Source organism: Anaeromassilibacillus sp. 1001302B_160321_C8, assembly GCF_015554745.1.
Classification (GTDB): domain Bacteria; phylum Bacillota; class Clostridia; order Oscillospirales; family Acutalibacteraceae; genus Anaeromassilibacillus; species Anaeromassilibacillus stercoravium.
Genome location: NZ_JADNJD010000007.1, coordinates 1 through 17850, shown reverse-complemented (window position 1 = coordinate 17850; position 17850 = coordinate 1). Strand labels below are relative to the sequence as shown.

At 56.1% G+C, this 17850-nt stretch carries 19 protein-coding genes and 1 pseudogene; all 20 read right to left on the bottom strand.

The window, feature by feature from the left end:
• Window positions 1-12: 12 nt before the first annotated feature.
• Window positions 13-1071, bottom strand: a complete 1059-nt coding sequence (locus tag I2E77_RS06325) for a type IV secretion system protein (RefSeq protein WP_195450839.1) — start codon at window positions 1069-1071, stop codon at window positions 13-15.
• Window positions 1072-1096: 25 nt separating this feature from the next.
• Window positions 1097-1957: a hypothetical protein gene (locus I2E77_RS06320; RefSeq protein WP_195450838.1), complete on the bottom strand. Its 861-nt coding sequence runs from the start codon at window positions 1955-1957 to the stop codon at window positions 1097-1099.
• Window positions 1958-1974: 17 nt separating this feature from the next.
• A complete protein-coding gene (locus I2E77_RS14080; protein WP_195450837.1) occupies window positions 1975-3780 on the bottom strand; it encodes a phage tail tip lysozyme in 1806 nt (601 codons plus the stop codon).
• Window positions 3781-3825: 45 nt separating this feature from the next.
• On the bottom strand, window positions 3826-6498 hold the full coding sequence (locus I2E77_RS06310; RefSeq protein ID WP_207738206.1) for a VirB4-like conjugal transfer ATPase, CD1110 family: 2673 nt from the start codon (window positions 6496-6498) through the stop codon (window positions 3826-3828).
• 10 nt (window positions 6499-6508) lie between these two features.
• Window positions 6509-6949, bottom strand: a complete 441-nt coding sequence (locus I2E77_RS06305) for a PrgI family protein (RefSeq protein WP_195450836.1) — start codon at window positions 6947-6949, stop codon at window positions 6509-6511.
• 13 nt (window positions 6950-6962) lie between these two features.
• On the bottom strand, window positions 6963-7268 hold the full coding sequence (locus I2E77_RS06300) for a hypothetical protein (protein WP_207738205.1): 306 nt from the start codon (window positions 7266-7268) through the stop codon (window positions 6963-6965).
• Window positions 7269-7308: 40 nt separating this feature from the next.
• Window positions 7309-7551 (bottom strand): hypothetical protein, encoded by a 243-nt coding sequence (locus I2E77_RS06295; protein ID WP_195450835.1) that lies wholly within the window; start codon window positions 7549-7551, stop codon window positions 7309-7311.
• A 276-nt stretch (window positions 7552-7827) separates the two neighbouring features.
• Window positions 7828-8178 (bottom strand): lipocalin family protein, encoded by a 351-nt coding sequence (locus tag I2E77_RS06290; RefSeq protein WP_195450834.1) that lies wholly within the window; start codon window positions 8176-8178, stop codon window positions 7828-7830.
• A 27-nt stretch (window positions 8179-8205) separates the two neighbouring features.
• The gene (locus I2E77_RS06285; protein ID WP_195450833.1) at window positions 8206-8607 is read right to left on the bottom strand and encodes a zinc ribbon domain-containing protein; all 402 of its coding nucleotides are present in this window, start codon (window positions 8605-8607) and stop codon (window positions 8206-8208) included.
• Between the two features lie 23 nt (window positions 8608-8630).
• On the bottom strand, window positions 8631-9218 hold the full coding sequence (locus I2E77_RS06280) for a zinc ribbon domain-containing protein (RefSeq protein WP_195450911.1): 588 nt from the start codon (window positions 9216-9218) through the stop codon (window positions 8631-8633).
• A gap of 197 nt (window positions 9219-9415) precedes the next feature.
• A complete protein-coding gene (locus I2E77_RS06275) occupies window positions 9416-10024 on the bottom strand; it encodes a recombinase family protein (protein WP_195450832.1) in 609 nt (202 codons plus the stop codon).
• A gap of 158 nt (window positions 10025-10182) precedes the next feature.
• Window positions 10183-10473: a molecular chaperone gene (locus I2E77_RS06270; RefSeq protein WP_195450831.1), complete on the bottom strand. Its 291-nt coding sequence runs from the start codon at window positions 10471-10473 to the stop codon at window positions 10183-10185.
• On the bottom strand, window positions 10451-10744 hold the full coding sequence (locus I2E77_RS06265; protein ID WP_195450830.1) for a hypothetical protein: 294 nt from the start codon (window positions 10742-10744) through the stop codon (window positions 10451-10453). Before I2E77_RS06265 ends, I2E77_RS06270 begins: the two co-directional genes overlap by 23 nt.
• 93 nt (window positions 10745-10837) lie before the next feature.
• Complete coding sequence (locus I2E77_RS06260; RefSeq protein WP_195450829.1) at window positions 10838-11125, bottom strand: CD1845 family protein; 288 nt, start codon at window positions 11123-11125, stop codon at window positions 10838-10840.
• A 2-nt stretch (window positions 11126-11127) separates the two neighbouring features.
• Entirely contained in the window at window positions 11128-11403 is a 276-nt protein-coding gene (locus I2E77_RS06255) for a DUF6809 family protein (protein WP_195450828.1), read from the bottom strand.
• Window positions 11404-11417: 14 nt separating this feature from the next.
• A complete protein-coding gene (locus I2E77_RS06250; RefSeq protein WP_142692024.1) occupies window positions 11418-11795 on the bottom strand; it encodes a TnpV protein in 378 nt (125 codons plus the stop codon).
• Window positions 11792-14197 carry a recombinase family protein gene (locus tag I2E77_RS06245; protein ID WP_195450827.1) on the bottom strand — a complete coding sequence of 802 codons (2406 nt, stop codon included), beginning with the start codon at window positions 14195-14197 and terminating at the stop codon, window positions 11792-11794. Before I2E77_RS06245 ends, I2E77_RS06250 begins: the two co-directional genes overlap by 4 nt.
• Before the next feature lie 62 nt (window positions 14198-14259).
• Window positions 14260-14829: a type IV secretory system conjugative DNA transfer family protein gene (locus I2E77_RS06240; RefSeq protein ID WP_195450826.1), complete on the bottom strand. Its 570-nt coding sequence runs from the start codon at window positions 14827-14829 to the stop codon at window positions 14260-14262.
• 10 nt (window positions 14830-14839) lie between these two features.
• A complete protein-coding gene (locus I2E77_RS06235; protein WP_195450825.1) occupies window positions 14840-15925 on the bottom strand; it encodes a hypothetical protein in 1086 nt (361 codons plus the stop codon).
• Window positions 15926-17355: 1430 nt separating this feature from the next.
• A pseudogene (gene tnpA, locus I2E77_RS06230) lies at window positions 17356-17612 on the bottom strand (IS200/IS605 family transposase); the annotation flags it as partial.
• Window positions 17613-17850 lie beyond the last annotated feature (238 nt).

Sequence of the window (17850 nt, the reverse complement as noted above, 5' to 3'; positions counted from 1 at the left end):
TGGCGGGGCATGTCAGCTTCCGAGGATTTCCTTGGCGATGCCGCCGGATTTCACGATCATGAAGATGAGGACGACGCTGATTGCGACGCCTTTGAGAAGGTTTATCAGGCTGTCCGCGCTGGATGTGGTCATAAGGAAGAGGATGTCATTGCCCGCGCTGAGGCTTGACACCGATCCCGCGAGCACGAATGGGTAGGCCACGAACAGGAACAGCAGGATCGCCCCGGCCAGACAGACGGACGCGAAGTTCTTCAGGAACCCTATGCCCATCTGTCGGGTTTCCTCGAAACCGAGGAGTGAAATGGGGATCGGGGAGAACGCGGCGTAGATGTAGATTTGCCATGCGCGGACGTAGCACATGGCGAAGCCGAGCACGAAGGCTACAAGACCGAAGAGCAGGCAGATGACGGACATGATGAGGGTCATGAAGCAATCTCCGATGTTCATTGAGTCCCACTGGTCCTGCGTGACGCCATCGAGGCTGAACACGCCCGCTTCGCCGGTGCTGTCCCCCACCGAGCCGATGGTGGGAATGATGTCGTCGTTGACGATCCCGTAGATGGCCTGCATGATGTCGAGGCTGTTGTTGATGAACCAGTGGAGCAGCACGTAGATGACCGCGAGGAAGACGATCTCCTTGACAGCGGGCAGGGTGCTGGTGGCGTCGATGCGCTGGCTGATCTTCACCAGTTGGACGAGCATGAACAGGGCGAGGATGGATTCGCCTACGGGGATCACGGCGGTCTGGAAGATGTTGTTGGTCAGGTTGTACATATCGGTGCCCAGCAGCGAATCGAAGGGACCGCTGAGCAGGGCTTCCGTGCCGACGTGGTTGATGAGCTGGTTGTAGACGTTGAAGATCGATGTGGCCCATCCGAGGATCATGGAGCAGATGAATTTCCGCAGACTCCCGCCGAAGTCGGTGATCCAATGGTATTCCGGTTCCTCGGCGTGGGCCGTGACGGGAAGCAGCAGGACGAGGGCAATGGCGACGGCGGTTATCGCCGCCATGCGCAGCCACCTGCGCCGCCTGTCGTATACGGATGTTTCCGTGATGGTGATGTTATTCATGGGTGTCCTTTCTTGCGTCCGCCGGTCACAGGCCGAACTCGTATGTGCCGTCCGCACGGTGGTAGGTTGCGGATACGGTTGCGGTGCCGGAACCGGGGGCGGTATCCGCGATGGTCAGGGTGAACGCGGTGGTGATGGTGTTCTCGTTGTAGTCGATGGTGGCGATGCCGGTCCACGATGCCGTGGAGGCGGTGGGATAGTAGGCGGCACACCATTTGCTCAGTTCGCTGGTCAGTGTGTCCGCGCCGCCCAGCAGGGCGGTGATCTCGTCGTTCAACCCTTCCACGGTGATGTTCTGCACGGGGTTCTGCCGTACATAGTCCGTGTCTTGCAGTTGGAAGGCGGTGCCGCTGGACAGGGTGGCGCTGAGGGTGTCCGTCACCTCGCCGGTGCCTGTCTGGCAGGTGTAGCGGATGACATGGGTGCCGGTGTCCGTCTCGAACACGGCGGTGTCGATCTCCATACCCGCCGTGTCGGTGCCCTTCTCCAATCGGGTGACGGCGTAGGTGTGTTCGGTGGCCTTACCGTTCACGGTTTCCGTGTAGGTGTGTCCGGTAAATTGCAGGGTGTCGGTGCCGTTGTTGGCGGACCAGACGGAGGCGGACAGCGTTTCGATGAACGCCTTGGTGTCATCGTCGTAGTTGTCGATGGCTTTGCGCTGCGTGTCGGTGAGGTCGGGGTCGGCCTCCTCCTTTTCCTGCTGCTTTTCCTCGTCAGTTTTCTGTTCCTCCTCCGCCTGCTGTTGCTGCTGGGCGGCAATGTCGGCGCGGTGGTGGGCCACGTTGACGGCGCTCATGGCGCTGCCGCCGATGAACACGATGAGGAGGAACAGGCAGATGAGGGCCGCCGTCCGGTGTTCCGTGACGATTTTTTTGAACTTGTCCATGTTGGTTGTCCTTTCCTTTACCACGGCCAGCCGTAGACGACCCAGCCGCGCCCGTTCTCCGCGATCCAGTCCGTTAGTGAGCTGGTGCGGATGCCGGAGGAGATGCTGTCCATGACCTTGCCATCTCCGATGTAGATGCCGGTGTGCCCGTAGATTGCCCCGGCGGAGCCGCTGCCGTACTGGGCGGAGATGATCTGCCCGACCTTGATGTTGGCCCAGTCGGAGGAGGTGGCGTATCCGGCGAGGATGGAGTTGCCGTTGCCGGTGGGGTATCCGAGTCCCGCCTGCTGGTAGACGTGGCTGACCCATGTGGCGCACAGGTCCGCGCCGGGCCATGGGGTGACGAGGGCCGCGTTGACGATGGCTTTTCCGGTCTCGTCCGCGTTGGCGTAGTCCTCGCCCAAGCCGCCCGCCCCGCCGGTGAGCAGCGCGTAGAACTGCTGGGCTGCGGGCAGTCGGTCCTCGGTGAAGGAGGACGGTGCCACGTCGGAGCGGGGCCGTTCGTAGCAGGCCATGAAAGCGTAGGTGGCAAAGCCCACATCCGTACTGGACTGCCATGCCTCGTAGCTTACGTCCTTTCCGGCGTAGTCGGTGATGGCCCCGTAGTAGCCGCTCTCATGGAGGGCGGTGCCCCATAAGCCTTGCAGGTTGGAGGCGATGTACTCGGTCTGGGCTGTAGCGGAATCCTTCTGTTTGCCGTTGGCGTCGCACCAGTTGGCGAAGGCCGTGTAGGAGCTTCCGGTGAACTGGTACAGACCGTACCCGGAGGAGGCGTCTCCCACGGTGGGGTCCCAGCCGGATTCGCCTTGGATGTTGCCCATGATGGAGGCGATCTGCACCGGTCCGTAGCCTGCTTGAGAGAGGGCCGTGGCTACCTCCAACTGCACACCGCTCAAGCCGTTCAGGCTGACCTGATTCTGCTGCTGAGTGGAGGACCCGGAGGCCCCGCCCAGCACGGCGATGAACACGACGACGAGAAGAATGCCCAGAAGGGGGGCCAGAAGCCCGCCGAATGCCCCCGCGACCGCCTTCAGCCCTCCTCCTGCGGCCCCTTTGAGGCCCGCCGTGGTGGCGGAATGGGCGGCGGCTGTCTTCGACGCGGCTGCCGCCGCGTTTTTTGCCGCCGCCTGATAGGTGCGCCGTTTGACGTAGCCTGCGGCCTGCGCCCTGCGTTTCACGGCGGCGGGGTCCGCCGCCTTTTTCAGGTATTTCTTCTCGGACAGACCGCCAAGGGGATTGCCCTGTGTGGGTATGGTTCTCCTGCTGTTCGCCGGGCCGTCACGCAGCACTCCGTCCACGCCACGGCTCGCCGCGCGTGTTCCGGTCGGTTGCGGGGAGGCTCCCAAGCGTTTACGGATGGCCCGGTAGACGGCCTTTGCGCCGGACACCGTACCTTTCGTCTCGTAATACAGGTTGTCCGCGCCGTCCAGTTCTGTGTCCTGCAAGGTGTTGTGGACAACCGCCCCGGCTGCCGTCGCCGCAGTGCGTTTGCCCATGGCTGCCGCCATGTGGCGGTGCGTCTGTGCCGTCAGGCTGGCATCCGGCGCATTGGGGTTCTTGGCCTGCCCGTCGGATATGGTCCTCCATCCCCCGGCGGGGTCCCGTCTGCCTCGGGGCGGCTGTGGGCCGTCGGCCATGGGAGGACGGCGGCCTGTGGAGGACGGCCCGCCGGTGGGAAGCTGGCGGTCCTTCAGGACGCTGCCGCTCTTGTCGGCGCTGTTCACGAGGCCCGTGTTCACCGCGTCGGTCTGTTCCGTGAACAGGAGCCTTTCGCCCGCGAGCACTTTCTGTTCGGAGGTGGTGACTAAATCCGAAGCCTTCACCGACGATCACCGTCCTTTCCTACCGGCTGCCTGATGCCGCCGGGATCATTTGCCTTTCCCGCTGTCCTTGTCCTTGGTTTCGTTGGGGTTGGTGCTCCACAGATCGTAGAGCGCGTTCCCGGAGGGGAACCGTCCACGGATGGGTACGCGGGCGTTCCCGGCGATCAGCAGGCCGTCGCCCGCTTCCGCGCTCTCGTCGATGCACTCCTCCTCCTGCTCGGACAGGTTCAGCAGCTCCGTCCACTTCATGCGGTCCAGAGGGGACTGCTTCAGGAGCATGAGGAAGTCGGCGTTGAGCACGATGTTGCGTGCCGCACTGTTGTTGAGCATCGCCACCGCGTTCTGGGTGATTCCGGTCAGGAGCAGGCCGAACTTTCGGCCCTCGTTGGAGAACCGGCTGAAGTAGTTGAGCACGGTCGGGTAGGCGAACATGCTCTGCATCTCCTCCACGTACAGCCATGTGCGCACGCCCCTGCGGGCGTTGAAGTACATGCGGTTTCGCACGGCCTCGCACACGTTGATGAGGGCGAACACCAGCATGGAGTCCGGCAGGTCCTTCAGGTTGAAGTCCACGATGCGGCTGTTGAAATCCACGTTGGACTGGTGGTTGAAGAAGTCCATGGACCCCTTGACGAACCGCTCGTACCGCAGGGCGATGACCTGTGCCAGATGCTCCGGCTGCTCTCGGGCGATGTCGTAGAAGTCCTGCAAGGTGGGCGGCAGCCCGTCGCCGCGCTCGTCCGCCCGTTGGAAGGCCAGCTCCACGCATCGCTGGATGATGGACTGGTCCACCTCGGAGAGGGACTGCCCGGATTCCGCAGCCGACGCGCCCGCCTGCGCGAGCATGGCGTCGATCTTGAACGCGATCTGCTCGCTGCGGGTCAGATGTTCCACGCTCACCGTGTCGAAGGGGTTCAGGTAGGTGCCGGTACCCACGCCGAAATGGTAGGTGGTGCCGCCGTACCGGTCGGCGATGGCGGTGTATTCGCCCGCACGGTCGATGACGTAGATTTCGTCCGTGGGGTTGGTGAAGATGGTGCCGGTCATCTCGGTCTTGACGAACATGCCCTTGCCCGAGCCGGTCTTGCCGCACACGAAGCCCATGGGGCTGGTCAGCCGCTTGCGGTTGCAGATGACGAGGTTCCGCGAATGCTTGTTCTGTCCGTAGTAGTTGCCGCCCTTGTCGTCCAGCTCCTGCGTGGCGAAGGGCACGAGGATGGCGACCTGCGCGGTGGTGAACATGCGGCTGATCTCAACATGGTTGTGGCCCAAGGGGAGGATCGAGTTCAGGCCACGGCGCTGCCGGTAGTCGTAGGTGTCCACCTCGATGGAGGACTGGCGGGCGACCGAGATGATGCGCATCACCTGCTGGTCCAACTGTTCCTTGGTGGGCGCGTAGGTGTAGATGAGGCCGGTGAACACGTAGAGCCGCTGGTTCTTGTTCTGCAAGTGGTCCAGCACGTCCTCGGTCTCCTCCTTGGAGTATTTCAGCTCCTGCGGGAGGATGCTGAAATCGTACCCCTTGTTCACCGCCGAACGCTGCTCCTCGATGATCTCCTTGTCGATCCACGCGGAGCGGCTGCGCACGAAGTTGATGGCCTTCGACTTGTCCATGGGCTGCACGTACCATGTGACCTCCATGGGGATGGGCAGGTCCACGATGTCCGCCAAAGCGCGGTCGGAGAGTTCCGAGCCGAACTTCTTCATGACGAGTACCTGCCCGTACACGCCGTTGTCCAGTTGGAAGCAGTCGTTGTACATGCCGTCCGGCTTGAAGTCGATCTGCGTGGGCGCGATGCAGTCCTTGGTGGTCTGCACGCTGCGGGCGGAGATGTCTCGCTGGTAGTCGAAGTAGAACGGCTTGTACGGGTTCAACAAGCTGTGGATGACCCTGAGCCGCTGGGTGCCGTTCAACAGATGGGGCTTGGACCCCATGGAGTTCAGGATGCGGCTGGATTCCGTTTCGATGCGGGAGAGCTGCCGGGCGGCGTCCTCCGCCGTGTCCGCCGACACGGAATAGGTCAGGTAGCGGTTGCGGCGGATGTTGCTCACGCCCTCCTTCACCTTGTCGTTCAGGATGTCGTTGAACAGTTGGGCGTCGTGCCGGGCCGCATCCGTGGACTGGGCGTTGGGGTTGAAGAACCTCCGGTGGCCCACCTCCTCCCGCAGAAGGGGCGTGTTGACGACGCTCATCTGCACGAGGGTGTTCGCACCGAACTGGTCGTACAGGCGGGTCAGGGCGGAGAACATGGCCTTCTGCTGTTCGTCGCGCACGCTGTGGTAGCTGGTGTCGTCGAACGCGATGGACGAGGAGAACAGGCCCTCCTCCACCTCGCAGATGCCGTCCTGATACATCCTGTTGTATCCGATGTAGTCGGTGACGGTCTTCGCCGCCTCCCGCTTGCGGCGGAAGCCCTCGGTCTTGTCGCTCAGCTCCTTGTCGCGGTCCTTGAGCTGCGACTTGATGGACTTATAGCTGCGCTTGGCGTTCTTCTCGGCATTCTTCGCCTCCCGTTCCCGTCGGGCGATGTCGCGTTTCGCGGCCTTCTTCTCCTTCCGGGTGAGCTTGCGCCCGTGGGCGGTGCGCCCACGCCGGGGGGCGACCTGCCCGAGGGCGTCCACGTCGATGGCCCCCGCATCGCTGTATGCGGGCCGGGGGTCGATGCCGCCCGCGCCGGTGGCGTGGACGAACTCGTCGATGTCGAAGTTGGCGGTCATGGGATCGTCCTCATACGATGACCCGGCCTGCGCGGGGGGAATATGCCTCGATTCCCTTGAGTTCTCCCTGCTTCCGGTAATATTTTCCATAGATACTTCCTTTCTTCTGTATGTGGATGTCCGGGTCACGTACCAGCCCGCTCTGCGTCATGGAGGGAGTGTAGAAGATGCGGTCGTCGGTGAATTTGGCGCGGAGCCACAAGGGGACGAACTTCTCGAAGGGCATCCCCTTGGGGCGGATGAACCCGCAGCACCAGAACGGCAGGCTCACCGCGTAGATCACCATCATGTAGTCGCCGGGGTTCAGGCCCAGCACGAAGTACAGGTAGACGCCGGTGAGCACGCTGACGCCGAGCGCCCCCGCCACGGAGACGAGGGTGCGCCCGGTCATCTTGCCCACGACCTTCGGCTGGTACTCGGCGATGTCCTTGTGTACGGTCACGGAGAGCATGGGCTTCCCCCTTTCAGGCGATCAGGTGGAAGGATGACGCAGCCACGTCAAGTTGTGAATCCATGGGGGCCACGGTGTATGTGTTGACGGTCATGGCGGCCGCGCCGGTCCACGAGGTGTCGAGGGAGCCGAAGTAGACGGCAGCGCCTACGACGATGGCACCGCCCACGATCATGGCGATGGCACCGGCGAGCTGTCCGCCGCCGCCCTGCATGCCGTCCTTGATGGTCATGCCGAGGTTGATGAGTCCGAAGACGATGAGGACGCCGCCGAGGAAGGTGACGCCTTGGGTGAGCATCTGCACTACGTTGTCGAGCATGGTGGTTGTTCCTTTCTTGTTGTGTGAATGGGTTGTCGTTTCAGAATCCTGTGAACCCGTAGAGCGCGGCGAAGCCTGTGACGATCCCTCCCGATACGATCAGGGCGATGGCCTTCGCCAGTTCGCCGCCTCCTCCGCGCATCCCGTCCTTGAGCTGGATGCCCAGATAGATGAGACCGATGAACAGGACGGTCGCACCCAAAAAGGCGATGGGTTTCGCGGCAATACGGACCAGTTCTTCCATGTGACCCTCCTTTCCCTGAATTAGAGATAAATTCGACATGGAAGTTGCCGCCAAACATAGCCGCAATATAACCGATACAACCCATAGCATTCGGAATCAAATTGATCAGTACCGTAATAAAAGAAAAGAATACCATCAAAGACACCGCTTTTACGGCACTTCTTTTCAGCCAACCATTTTCCTCAAACAACAACACATAGCCAGCGATAAGTACAGCAACCAGATATCCGCTAAACAGCCCTGTCAGGTAAATAGCTGCTCCCAGCATTCCCACAGAAATACCTAATCTTGTTTTTTGCATTTTCTTAACCTTCCTTACTCTTTATCCTTATTCAAAACCAACTCCTGATCCGTTCCTTCCATAGAGAGAACCAGACGGTCTTCTGTCAGCTCTTCTATACTAAACAATAATGTATCGTCCCCATACGGATTAGAAAGCTTTAGTGAGTCCTCTGAAATACTCCAATTAGCCTCATCAGAGTCATCCCCATTGAACCCAATTGCGTCTCCATCCGAGAAAAATTCAAAACCAGAAGTAGAATCCTCTTCAAAAATCCACCGACCAACAATTAAATCAGAAGGCGATTTAGACCCACACCCCGCTAATGAAGCGATAAGTAGTACAACACTTAAAAGGCTTACTAAATATTTTTTAACCTTATGCATTTCTCGTTCCTCCAACCTATATGTAAATTACTGTAGCCCTTCATAACAATCATCACATACAAAAACCATCATATGTGCCAGGTTTTCATAGTGTTTTGTTGCCTTCTCGCCACACCAAGCACATTTTTTACTGCAATCTTTGCAGACATAGGAATATGAATCATCACTCATCTTATAAGCAACTGACGGGCTATTCCCACACCAATCACACGGCTCATCAGACATCGAAGTAAATCGTGTTACTACAAAGATTGCGACCGCAAGTACAGCAACTCCTAATACTACTTTTTTCCATAATCCTGCTTTTCGGGGTGGACGAGAGAGAGTAGTAACACCAGACTCACTTTTCTCCGGTTCGACAGGGGCACCGCAATTGGGACAAAATTTTCCTTCATCCAAAGGGGCACCGCATTTTCCGCAAAACGCCATAGTTCACTCCTCCTTCTCGACATTTAGAGTTTCGTTCCGCACTCTGTGCAAAAAGCAACTCCAGTTTCAATTTTTGCGCCACAGCTCGGACAAACTCTGTCTTGTTCCTCGCTTTCTGCTACAGGAATACTCGTTGTTTCTGACGCTGTCATTTGAGCCATCGGCTTACCACAAGAGGTACAGAAGCGAACTCCTTTTTTGACCATAGCCCCACAACTTTCACATCTCACCATATCATCGATGTTTACAGGCTGGACTTTTGGCATAGGAGCACCGCAAGAGCTGCAAAAAGCAACACCTGATTGGACTTCTGCACCGCACTTCGAACAGCGAACAATACCTTTGATATCTTGAATCTGCTGGCGATAGTTTTTAATCTTTTCTTCTGCTTCCACAAGTGAAGCAATCATACCGGCAAATTCTTCTTCGTGATCTTGCAGATGCATGGTCACATAAAGCTTGCCAACTTGATAGTATGTGTTATTGATTTTTGTTTCTTCCTCAGAAATCATCGAATTCAGCTTTGCAATATCGGACATTTCTTTTGCCTTTTGCATAGCTTTTGCGGTGGTTTCAGAGGCTTTTTGGCTAAGGTTATCCCAAAATGCCATTAGAATCCCTCCTAAATTTTATCCTTACGGGAAAGTCTACTTTTTTGCAAGCAGTACAAATTGCTAAATTGGCAGTAGTCATTGTGCCAAAATTCGCCAAAACCACTGGATTTTTTCTTGTTGTTGGCGTATAATAATTTTTATTAGAGGGAATATGCAGTTTACAGGAATGTAGACTTTCCTGTAAAAATCCCTACTCACAACAACTTGGCTTTTTCGTAAATCTCCGCACGATAGCGGAAAGTAGAAAGCGGCATCCCGCACAGCTTTGCAGCAGCTGAACCGGTAATTTTGCCGTTTTTCCATTGCTGGTACACATGATGGAAGTTTTCTGGCAAAGGCTTCGGTGGTCTGCCGAAACGAACACCCCTCGCTTTGGCTGCGGCAATCCCTTCTGCCTGGCGCTGCCGGATATTGGTGCGCTCGTTTTCTGCCACAAAAGACAGCACTTGCAGGACAATATCACTTAAAAATGTACCCATCAGGTCTTTTCCCCGGCGGGTATCCAGCAAGGGCATATCCAGCACCACAATGTCAATGCCTTTTTCCTTAGTCAGGATCCGCCATTGCTCCAGAATTTCAGAATAGTTACGCCCCAGACGGTCGATGCTCTTGATATAGAGCAGATCGTCTTTTTTTAATTTCCGTACCATTTTCCGGTACTGCGGGCGTTCAAAATCTTTGCCGGACTGCTTATCTATAAACAAATTTTTCTCCGGGATAGATAGCTCTTTCAGGGCAAGAAGCTGCCTGTCCTCATTCTGTTCCCTGGTGCTGACACGGATATAACCATATAAATTTCCCATTGGTTTTCCTCCTTTCTTCCGACTGGAAAAACAGCTCCCAAATCGGACAATCTTTCATTATCTATGGTACTGGATAGGGAATAGCTCCGTCTAAAAAGCCAGACAAAAAGCCGGGTCTGCACCCGGCTTTTTGCTGTAAATCAACCCTTATCGCTGCATTACTTTGTCTTGCCGCTGAAACCATTTTGCCGGGCGTACTGGCTGGCTTTCTGCCTGCGTTCCTCGCTGTATGGGGGCTGCAAGCGGATGGACAGCCGGGACTTGTCGATCAGATAGGACACGCCGCCCATACACTCCGGCTTTTCCAGCTGGCACAGGTCAGGATACTTTTTGCTGAACGCTGCCAGCCGCTTTTTTAGACCGGCATTGTAGGTGTAGATGCTGGCAGTGCTTTCTCCCTCGTTGAACAGGATGATGGTTTCTTTCTCAATCTTCGTCAATCTTGTCATTGTCAACCTCCATGCTGCCGCCCACGATGCGCTTCAAAATAGCCTTGTGCCGGTAATAGGCTTCCATCTCCAGCTTCATATTGTAGAAGAAGCAGCGATACCACTTTTCTACGCCCTCGCTGTCCAGTTTGTCAGCCAGAGCTTCCACAACTTTCCCTCCGGCAGGGTCGGGAATCAGGTCTGCCACCTGATACAGACGATCCACCGTTGCTTCACGGTTGGGACAGCCAAAGACAAACAGGATTTTCTTTTCACCAATGCTCATTTTCATAAAATAGTCCTCCTTGAAGTTGATAAAAATAAAAGCGGCAGATAGTTCCCATAGGAATACCTGTCGCTTTGTGAACGATATGAAATTGTCGGGTCAGGACTTGATAAAATCACGCAGTCCGTAGTTTAAGTCTACAATTCTTTCAATCAGCCATTCCGCTATCTGGGGGATGATGAAGATTGCAAAGCTGACTGCCAGCATTTTTAATGCTTCCATGCCGGTACACACACCGAACAGCAGCCCTGCAAGCGTAATCATGAAGATCATTCCTGCCAGCAGGTCAAAAATGATAGCAGAAAAGGAAGTCAGGAAGATTGCCACCCATTGAATCAGGGTCACAACTGCCAACAGCGGCAATGCCAACAGCTTTATCAGAAACATGGCTATTTCTCTCCATTGACCTGTTCATAGGCTTCATGCTGAACAATCAGCCCAGCGGAAAAGCCGTATTTGAAGTGGCTTTCACTTTCTTCACATTGGGCGATTGCTGTCTGCGCCCGGAGTTCCTGCACCAGCTCATAGTCCTCTTTGCTGAGCCGCTGGGACAACTGCTCCATCAGTTTTTCACAGGCTTTGACCGCCTTGCGGTATACTTCCGATGTAGGGACAACTGTTTCACATGGATAAAACCTCCCGCTGTACATCTCTTCCAAAATCATAACACCACCTCCCTTCAGCAGTAGATTAACTCTGCCTTGATGATTTCCTCAGCCCGGCTGCGGATGGAGTTCATGGACTGCACCCACAACATCTGATTTTCAGCTTTCATGGCTTCGGTCACACCCTCGGCTTCTGCCATCTGGCGGATAATCAGGTGCAGCCTATCCGTTGCCTGTTCGTTCAGATCGGCAAGGACAGTGTGGAGCTTGCCGGACAAAAGCAGGTCACTGTAAACCATCGGGCGAAACTGTTTCAGATAGGACTGGTGCAGCCGTCCCCAGTGACCAATGGGGCGGTGTTCCTCCGGCAGCTTCAAATCCGGCACATAGTAATCGCCCACCAGCACATAGTCCATGCCGTTTTCGTGGATTCTCGGTTTTAACTCTTTCATGCGGATATTTCCTCCTTACTTTGGTTCTTTTTATGATAATCCTCCCTGCGTTTGGCAAGGTAGGCTTCATAACGCCTGATTCCATCGGGATCACCAGCATCTGCCGCCGCTTTCATTTTCTGACGGGATTTTGTGGTTGCTTCGCTCTGGTATTTCCGCTTTTCAGCCAGCTGTCGGGCAGCTTCCGGGTCAGTCCTGGCAAGCTCAACCAGTGCATCGTGTTCAGCCTTGCGTTTGGCTGTCCGTGTGCGGGTATATTCAGCCTTACGCTCTGCCATCATAGCCGCATACTCCGGGTCTGACGCTATCCGGGCTTCTTCACGCTCCTTTTTGCGCTGCCGGGCTTCGGCTTCTTTGGCTTTCATTGCCGCCCATTGCTCGGCTGCTTCCGGGTCAGTTTTGGCTTTTTCTTTCAGCTCTGCTCGTGACAGTTTCTTTTTCCGGGTAGCTCGTTCTATACGCTTACGCTCGGCTTCCAGCAGCTTTTCCTGACGGATACGCTCCTTTTCACCCAACTGCCGGAGATATTCCGGGTCAGCTTCTCGGGCTTCCCGAATTTTCTGGCGGTACTTCTGGTTTCGCTCCCGCAGTTTGCTCAAATGCTGCTCATATTGGGCAATCGCTTCCGGATCACCGGCTTCTGCTGCCAGTCGCAGGGCTTCTATTTTCTGTTTCCTGCGTTCATTGGCTCGTCTGCCTTTTTCCTGCTTTTTCCGTTTTTGCTCCGCATCTATGGCGGCAATCCGTTCTTCCTCGGACACAGTTCCAACAGGTGGGTAGTAGCTGCCGATGAAATTAAAGTGGATGTCGATGTTCTGCTGGCGGTAGATGGTGCGCCCACCAGTTGCTTCATGAACTTCCACCCGGTCGATGAAAGAGTAGAGCATGGAATCGGTCAGTTCTATGCAGTCACGGTATTTTCTGACCAGTGCCAGAAAACGCTCAGTGTCTGCTTTCTTTACGGTTTCCTGCTGAATCTGGCTTTCCAGCTCCTGTACCCGCCGTTCCAGAAGGATTTGTTCTTCATCGTACTGCTGGATCATGCGCTGCGCCTGTCGTTCCGGCAGCACACCTTTTACGGAGCTTTCGTACAGGTTTTGGATCATGGTGTCCAGCTCTGCCATGCGCTTTCTGGCTTCTTCCAGTTCCCGCTGTCCGCTGTCTGTGTTTTTGCTCTGGTTTTCATTCCAGATGCTTTTGAGCTGGGCAACAAACTCGGCTTCATTTTCAAGGGCATATTTGCTGACCGCTTGGATTGCCTGTAAAATTACCGCTTCCAGAACCGATGTTTTGACAAAATGGGATACACATTGACCGGCAGTATTCCGATAATTTCCGCACTGAAAAGCTGAATCTGAATCAAACCGTTTCCCGCTTTTCACCCTGTCCGGGCTGCAAAAATTCATCCTTGCGCCGCAGTCTGCACAGTAAATCAAGCCGGACAGACGGTGGGTATAGGTTCCGTTGGCTGCTTTCGGGCGCTTCTGCAACCGCAGTTTATGGGCAATCTCCCATGTGTCCTGTTCAATAATGGCTTCATGGGTATCGGGGAAAATCATCAGTTCATCGGCTGTGGCGGCTCTGCGCTGCTTCGTTTTGAAATTCTCGCAGATGGATTTGCCCAGCACTGTATGTCCCAGATATTCCTGCCTGTCCAGAATGTACCCTACGGTGGTTGCACTCCAGCGGTAGGGGTCTGCAACCTCGCTATGTCTGCAATTTTCAGGAAAATACCTGGCGGCATGAGCAGACGGTATCAGTATCTTTTCCGCTGACAGCATTTCGGCAATGGCAGTCACTCCAATACCCTGACAAGCCAGACGGAAGATTTTCCTGACAACCTCGGCAGCCGGTTCATCCACGAGCAGCTGCTGCTTGTCCTCTTTGGTGCGCTTGTAGCCATAGGGGATAGAGCCGCTGCACCTCATGCCGTTTTTCATCCGGGCTTTGAATACCGCCTTGATTTTGTTGCTGGTATCTTTCGCATACCACTCGTTCATGATATTCAAAAACGGGGTAAGGTCATTGTCTGAGGGGTTGGCACTGTCCACGCTGTTATTGATGGCGATAAACCGGATGCCCTTTTTCGGGAAAACAACCTCGGTATAGTAGCCGACTTGCAGGTAGTTTCTGCCAAAACGACTTAAATCCTTTACGATCAGGACAGCCACATGACCTGCTTCAATTTCTTCCAGAAGGGCGTTAAAGCCGGGACGATTGAAGTTCGTACCGCTGTACCCATCGTCCGAAAAATGCCGGATATTTCTCATACCATGCTGACGGGCATATTCTTCAAGGTACATTTTCTGATTCTGGATACTGTTGGATTCTCCAACCTGTTCATCATCTCTGGACAGTCGCTCATACAACGCTGTGATTTTGATTTCCTCTTTCTTTGCCACGGTTTTAACCTCCCTTCGTTATGTACTTTTATCTCGTGTGACGCATCCTTTCTCTATCCTCTTCAAGTATAGCCCTTGGGGTCGGTGATGAAGTAGTTGGCGTTGAGCTGCATGATGTTGGGGGTGACGTAGTTGAACGTCTTGCCGGAGCCGGAGCCGCCGATGACCAGCACGTTCAGGTTCCGGTCCAGCTCGGGATTGTATTTGGGCCGGTAGAGGGCGAGTCCGTAGTTCTGGGTGAAGATCAGGTTGTTGTCCTCGTTGGTCTGGTCCTTGAACGCCTTGCCCTCCTTGAGGGTGCCCCAGCGTGCCGAACCGCTCTCCTCGCCCGCACGGTAGTTGCCCATGAAAGCCACGAACCGCAGCCATACCAGCCACACCACGCAGAACATGCCGAGACCGACGAGCAGGGATGTGGCCGACAGGTCGAGATGCAGGGGACGGTCGAGGATGAGGGGCCACATGCCGGTGAAGGCGTCCCCCCAGTGGTCAAAGAAGTTACCCGGCTGGGAGGCGATGGCCTCCCCGTATCGGTCGCCGAGGTAGAAGCCGAGGACGGACAGCAGGAAGGTGACCAGCGCCGAGACGCCCATCTTCCGGCTGACCTCCGGGTTGCCGCTGTGCTTTGCCATGTGCCGCCTCCTATCGGACCGGGTTGAGCTTGTCCGAGATGTCGGTGACGTGCTCCTGCGCCTGACCGCTCTCCTTGGCGAGCTGTTTGCTGGCATCCCTTGCGGCCTTGGCCTCCGAATCGAGGCTGTATGGGCGATTGTTCTCCTCACGGACCTTAGACGGCGGGACATCCGTGCCGTTCTGCTCCCGTTCCATGCGCGTGGTCCGCGTATCCGTGTCCATGCCGTCATGGGAGCGGATGCCCTGATTCAGGTCCGGGGTCTCTCCGCGCTGATCCAGCGAACCGTCCGATACCGTGGGCCGGTTGCGTGTGAACCAGTCCTGTCGGGCGTCCACGCCGTAGTTTTTCTGAAGTGTGTCGGCCCCAACGGACCAGTCCTGCCGGTGCTCGAAGGGCAAAGGCTGTCCGTCCGCACCCATGCGGGCCTCATAGAACATGAGTTCGCCCGTCATGGTGGTGGTGACGCCGATGCCCTGTTCGGCGAGCCGCTGGCGGAAGTCCTCGAAGTTGGTGCAGTGGTCGCGGGCGTCCTTCACCTTCTCCGCGATGGTCTGCGTTCGGCTTGGGGTCTCCTGCGCCTGCGCGGCGTGTTCCTGTGCGGGAGCCTGCTTCGGCGCGGTGCGGGGACGATCCGTGATGGGGATTTCCCTGAGCTGCGGCAGCTTCTCCGGGCTGACCGGCTGGCGGAGCGTTTCGCCGATCCACTGTTCATGCTGGCGTGCCACCTCCTGTGCGAACTGGGAAATGCTGGACTGCATTCGGTCGAGGTCCGCCACGGCGAACTGAAGGAAACCGTTGCCCTGCGGGTCCGTGAGCGGCATGGCGTACACGCCGTCCTGACGGCACATCTGTGCGAACAGGGCCGCGTCCTGTGCGCCGCCGAACGGCACGCAGACCGCCTCGCGGGCGGCTGCGGCCTGCGCTTGGGCCTGTGCTTGGGTCGGGTCCATGCCGTTTTCGATGAACCGCTGCCGGGTCCATTGCTCCGCATTTCTCTGGTAGTCCGCGAGGAAACGGCGCACTCCATACCCGACTGCGCGTCCAAGAAGTCGGAAAATCCGCTCTCCTATATCGTCGCCCATATCCTGTGCCATGTTGTTCCTTCCTTTCTCCCGCCGGGGCGGGCGTATTGGGCTGCCGTATCCCTTCCATCTTACCCGTGGCACCTCCTTTCCCGGCAGCCTCATTCTCTACACGATGCGGAATGCGTCTGCTGCCAATGGGGAATGAAAATGGCCCCGATCCGAAGACCGGGGCCGCAGGCAGAGATTGGACTGTGTGACGGCATCTATGGGTTACGAATGCGCTTCCAACCGCCGCCTGACAAAAAGGATACCACAGGAAACGAAGGACTCAACGGATTCATGGTGGACATAAAAATCCCCCGAAGGTGGAAAACCCTCGGGGGTGAGTTTCATGAGAGAAGGGGCTGAGACCCAGGAGTATTTGAGCTGTACCTCAAGCCTCCGCCCGCTCCCTATTATACGGGAAACACGGATGTGACACGCCGGTCATAAAAAGCCCCGGCGCTGGGGAAGGCCGGGGAAGATGGTGCGGCGGATGGCGAAAATTGGGATGGCCGACATCCGCCGCGATTCATCATTATACACAGGAATCACCGGAACCAACGGGACACGCCGGGGAGACGGTGAATAGGAAAAGACCCCGATGCTGGTAACATCGGGGTCAACGAATCTAAAAACATAGCCATCATAGCACACCGCTGGTAACGGTGATGACGGCGACACCGGCGCGCTCGGGAGATTTTTCGCACGGTATATAAGAGGCCCGCCCGGCTGAGGGGTACGACCACCGGTGGGAGGCGTCAGAAGCTAGGTCCTCAACAGACCCCTGAATCGCGGATGGCATAAAAGGGATGCCCGACATCCGCTTTGGTTTACCGGACCTCAAAAATGGCGTTCAGGGGGTTCTCCGGCTTCTCCGGGCGTAACGACCCCGGCTGGTTTCGATTGTCTTGGCTCCGTCCGAACCATCGTCCCTGTTCCCCTCCCCTTACAGGGGACAGGAATCTCCCGAGCTTCCACCATCCGAACCTGTGACGGCAATGACAGCAATGACAGCAGTTTGGATAGCAACATGTGCCGTCATCGTGCGGTAGGTCCTCTTCGCCCTTTGAAAAGGGCGGGCCGGACGGCAACCCTAAACTTTCCTGCGGGGCGTCGCCCCGCACCCCACACTCGCCGTGGGGCAGGAGGAAAGACGCCCCGTCTTGCCTCCACTTTCGAGTGTGGCGCTCCGCTTTGTTCAAGCCCTTTCGCGGCATATCCTCCCTCGCTGCGTTCGGTCCGGTATTCCACGATGGCTTGACCACGCTCCCGCGCGATGCCCTGCGCTCATAAAAGGAAACCGCCGTATGGGAAATCCTGTACGGCGGTTTTCGCTCCCGGTTGGATTGGCATATCAAGGCCCGTCCTGTCTTGCAAAAGTGGTAATTGAGTGGTAAATCGGCTGGCTCCATGGGCCGAAACCCCCGGTTTCATGCGGTTCCCAAGGTTTTTATGAATTTCCCTTTGAGAAAACCTACGAAACTGGAAACACTCATCTTAGGCGGTATTTCCACCAGCATGTGGATATGATCCGGACACACTTCCGCCTCTACTATTTTCACTTGTTTCCAATTGCATAATTCTCTCAATATCTTCCCTATTTCCACACGGTTTTCTTTGTAAAAGATTTTTCTGCGATACTTCGGCGCAAATACTATGTGATATTTGCAGTTCATGTTGTATGTGCTAAACTATTCTTGTCATTAGGCGTCATGCCTTTTGTCCTCCTTTTGATACTTTAGTGCAGTTGGCAGACCGCATCTTTATTGTATCAAAAGGAGTTTTTATTTCCTATGCAACGCTAAAGCTTTTTGTGAACTCCCCGGCACAGCCGGGGGTTTTCGGTAAACAATAAAAATACCCGGTACTCAAACATGAAGTGACCCCGAAAAGTTAGACAATATTTTTGAAGAAATTGCTCAAGCAACCGAAAGGGCTTGTTGTCTGTGAAG

Bases quoted from the DNA above. Each gene is read 5' to 3' on its own strand.
- I2E77_RS06285 (WP_195450833.1), bottom strand. From the start codon at position 8,607: ATGGCGTTTTGCGGAAAATGCGGTGCCCCTTTGGATGAAGGAAAATTT.
- I2E77_RS06240 (WP_195450826.1), bottom strand. From the start codon at position 14,829: ATGGCAAAGCACAGCGGCAACCCGGAGGTCAGCCGGAAGATGGGCGTC.
- I2E77_RS06295 (WP_195450835.1), bottom strand. From the start codon at position 7,551: ATGTCGAATTTATCTCTAATTCAGGGAAAGGAGGGTCACATGGAAGAA.
- I2E77_RS06275 (WP_195450832.1), bottom strand. From the start codon at position 10,024: ATGGGAAATTTATATGGTTATATCCGTGTCAGCACCAGGGAACAGAAT.
- I2E77_RS06290 (WP_195450834.1), bottom strand. From the start codon at position 8,178: ATGCATAAGGTTAAAAAATATTTAGTAAGCCTTTTAAGTGTTGTACTA.
- I2E77_RS06320 (WP_195450838.1), bottom strand. From the start codon at position 1,957: ATGGACAAGTTCAAAAAAATCGTCACGGAACACCGGACGGCGGCCCTC.
- I2E77_RS06260 (WP_195450829.1), bottom strand. From the start codon at position 11,125: ATGTTTCTGATAAAGCTGTTGGCATTGCCGCTGTTGGCAGTTGTGACC.
- I2E77_RS06235 (WP_195450825.1), bottom strand. From the start codon at position 15,925: ATGGCACAGGATATGGGCGACGATATAGGAGAGCGGATTTTCCGACTT.
- I2E77_RS06250 (WP_142692024.1), bottom strand. From the start codon at position 11,795: ATGAAAGAGTTAAAACCGAGAATCCACGAAAACGGCATGGACTATGTG.
- I2E77_RS06305 (WP_195450836.1), bottom strand. From the start codon at position 6,949: ATGCTCTCCGTGACCGTACACAAGGACATCGCCGAGTACCAGCCGAAG.
- I2E77_RS06255 (WP_195450828.1), bottom strand. From the start codon at position 11,403: ATGATTTTGGAAGAGATGTACAGCGGGAGGTTTTATCCATGTGAAACA.
- I2E77_RS06280 (WP_195450911.1), bottom strand. From the start codon at position 9,218: ATGGCATTTTGGGATAACCTTAGCCAAAAAGCCTCTGAAACCACCGCA.
- I2E77_RS06270 (WP_195450831.1), bottom strand. From the start codon at position 10,473: ATGACAAGATTGACGAAGATTGAGAAAGAAACCATCATCCTGTTCAAC.
- I2E77_RS06300 (WP_207738205.1), bottom strand. From the start codon at position 7,268: ATGCTCGACAACGTAGTGCAGATGCTCACCCAAGGCGTCACCTTCCTC.
- I2E77_RS06325 (WP_195450839.1), bottom strand. From the start codon at position 1,071: ATGAATAACATCACCATCACGGAAACATCCGTATACGACAGGCGGCGC.
- I2E77_RS06265 (WP_195450830.1), bottom strand. From the start codon at position 10,744: ATGAAAATGAGCATTGGTGAAAAGAAAATCCTGTTTGTCTTTGGCTGT.
- I2E77_RS06310 (WP_207738206.1), bottom strand. From the start codon at position 6,498: ATGACCGCCAACTTCGACATCGACGAGTTCGTCCACGCCACCGGCGCG.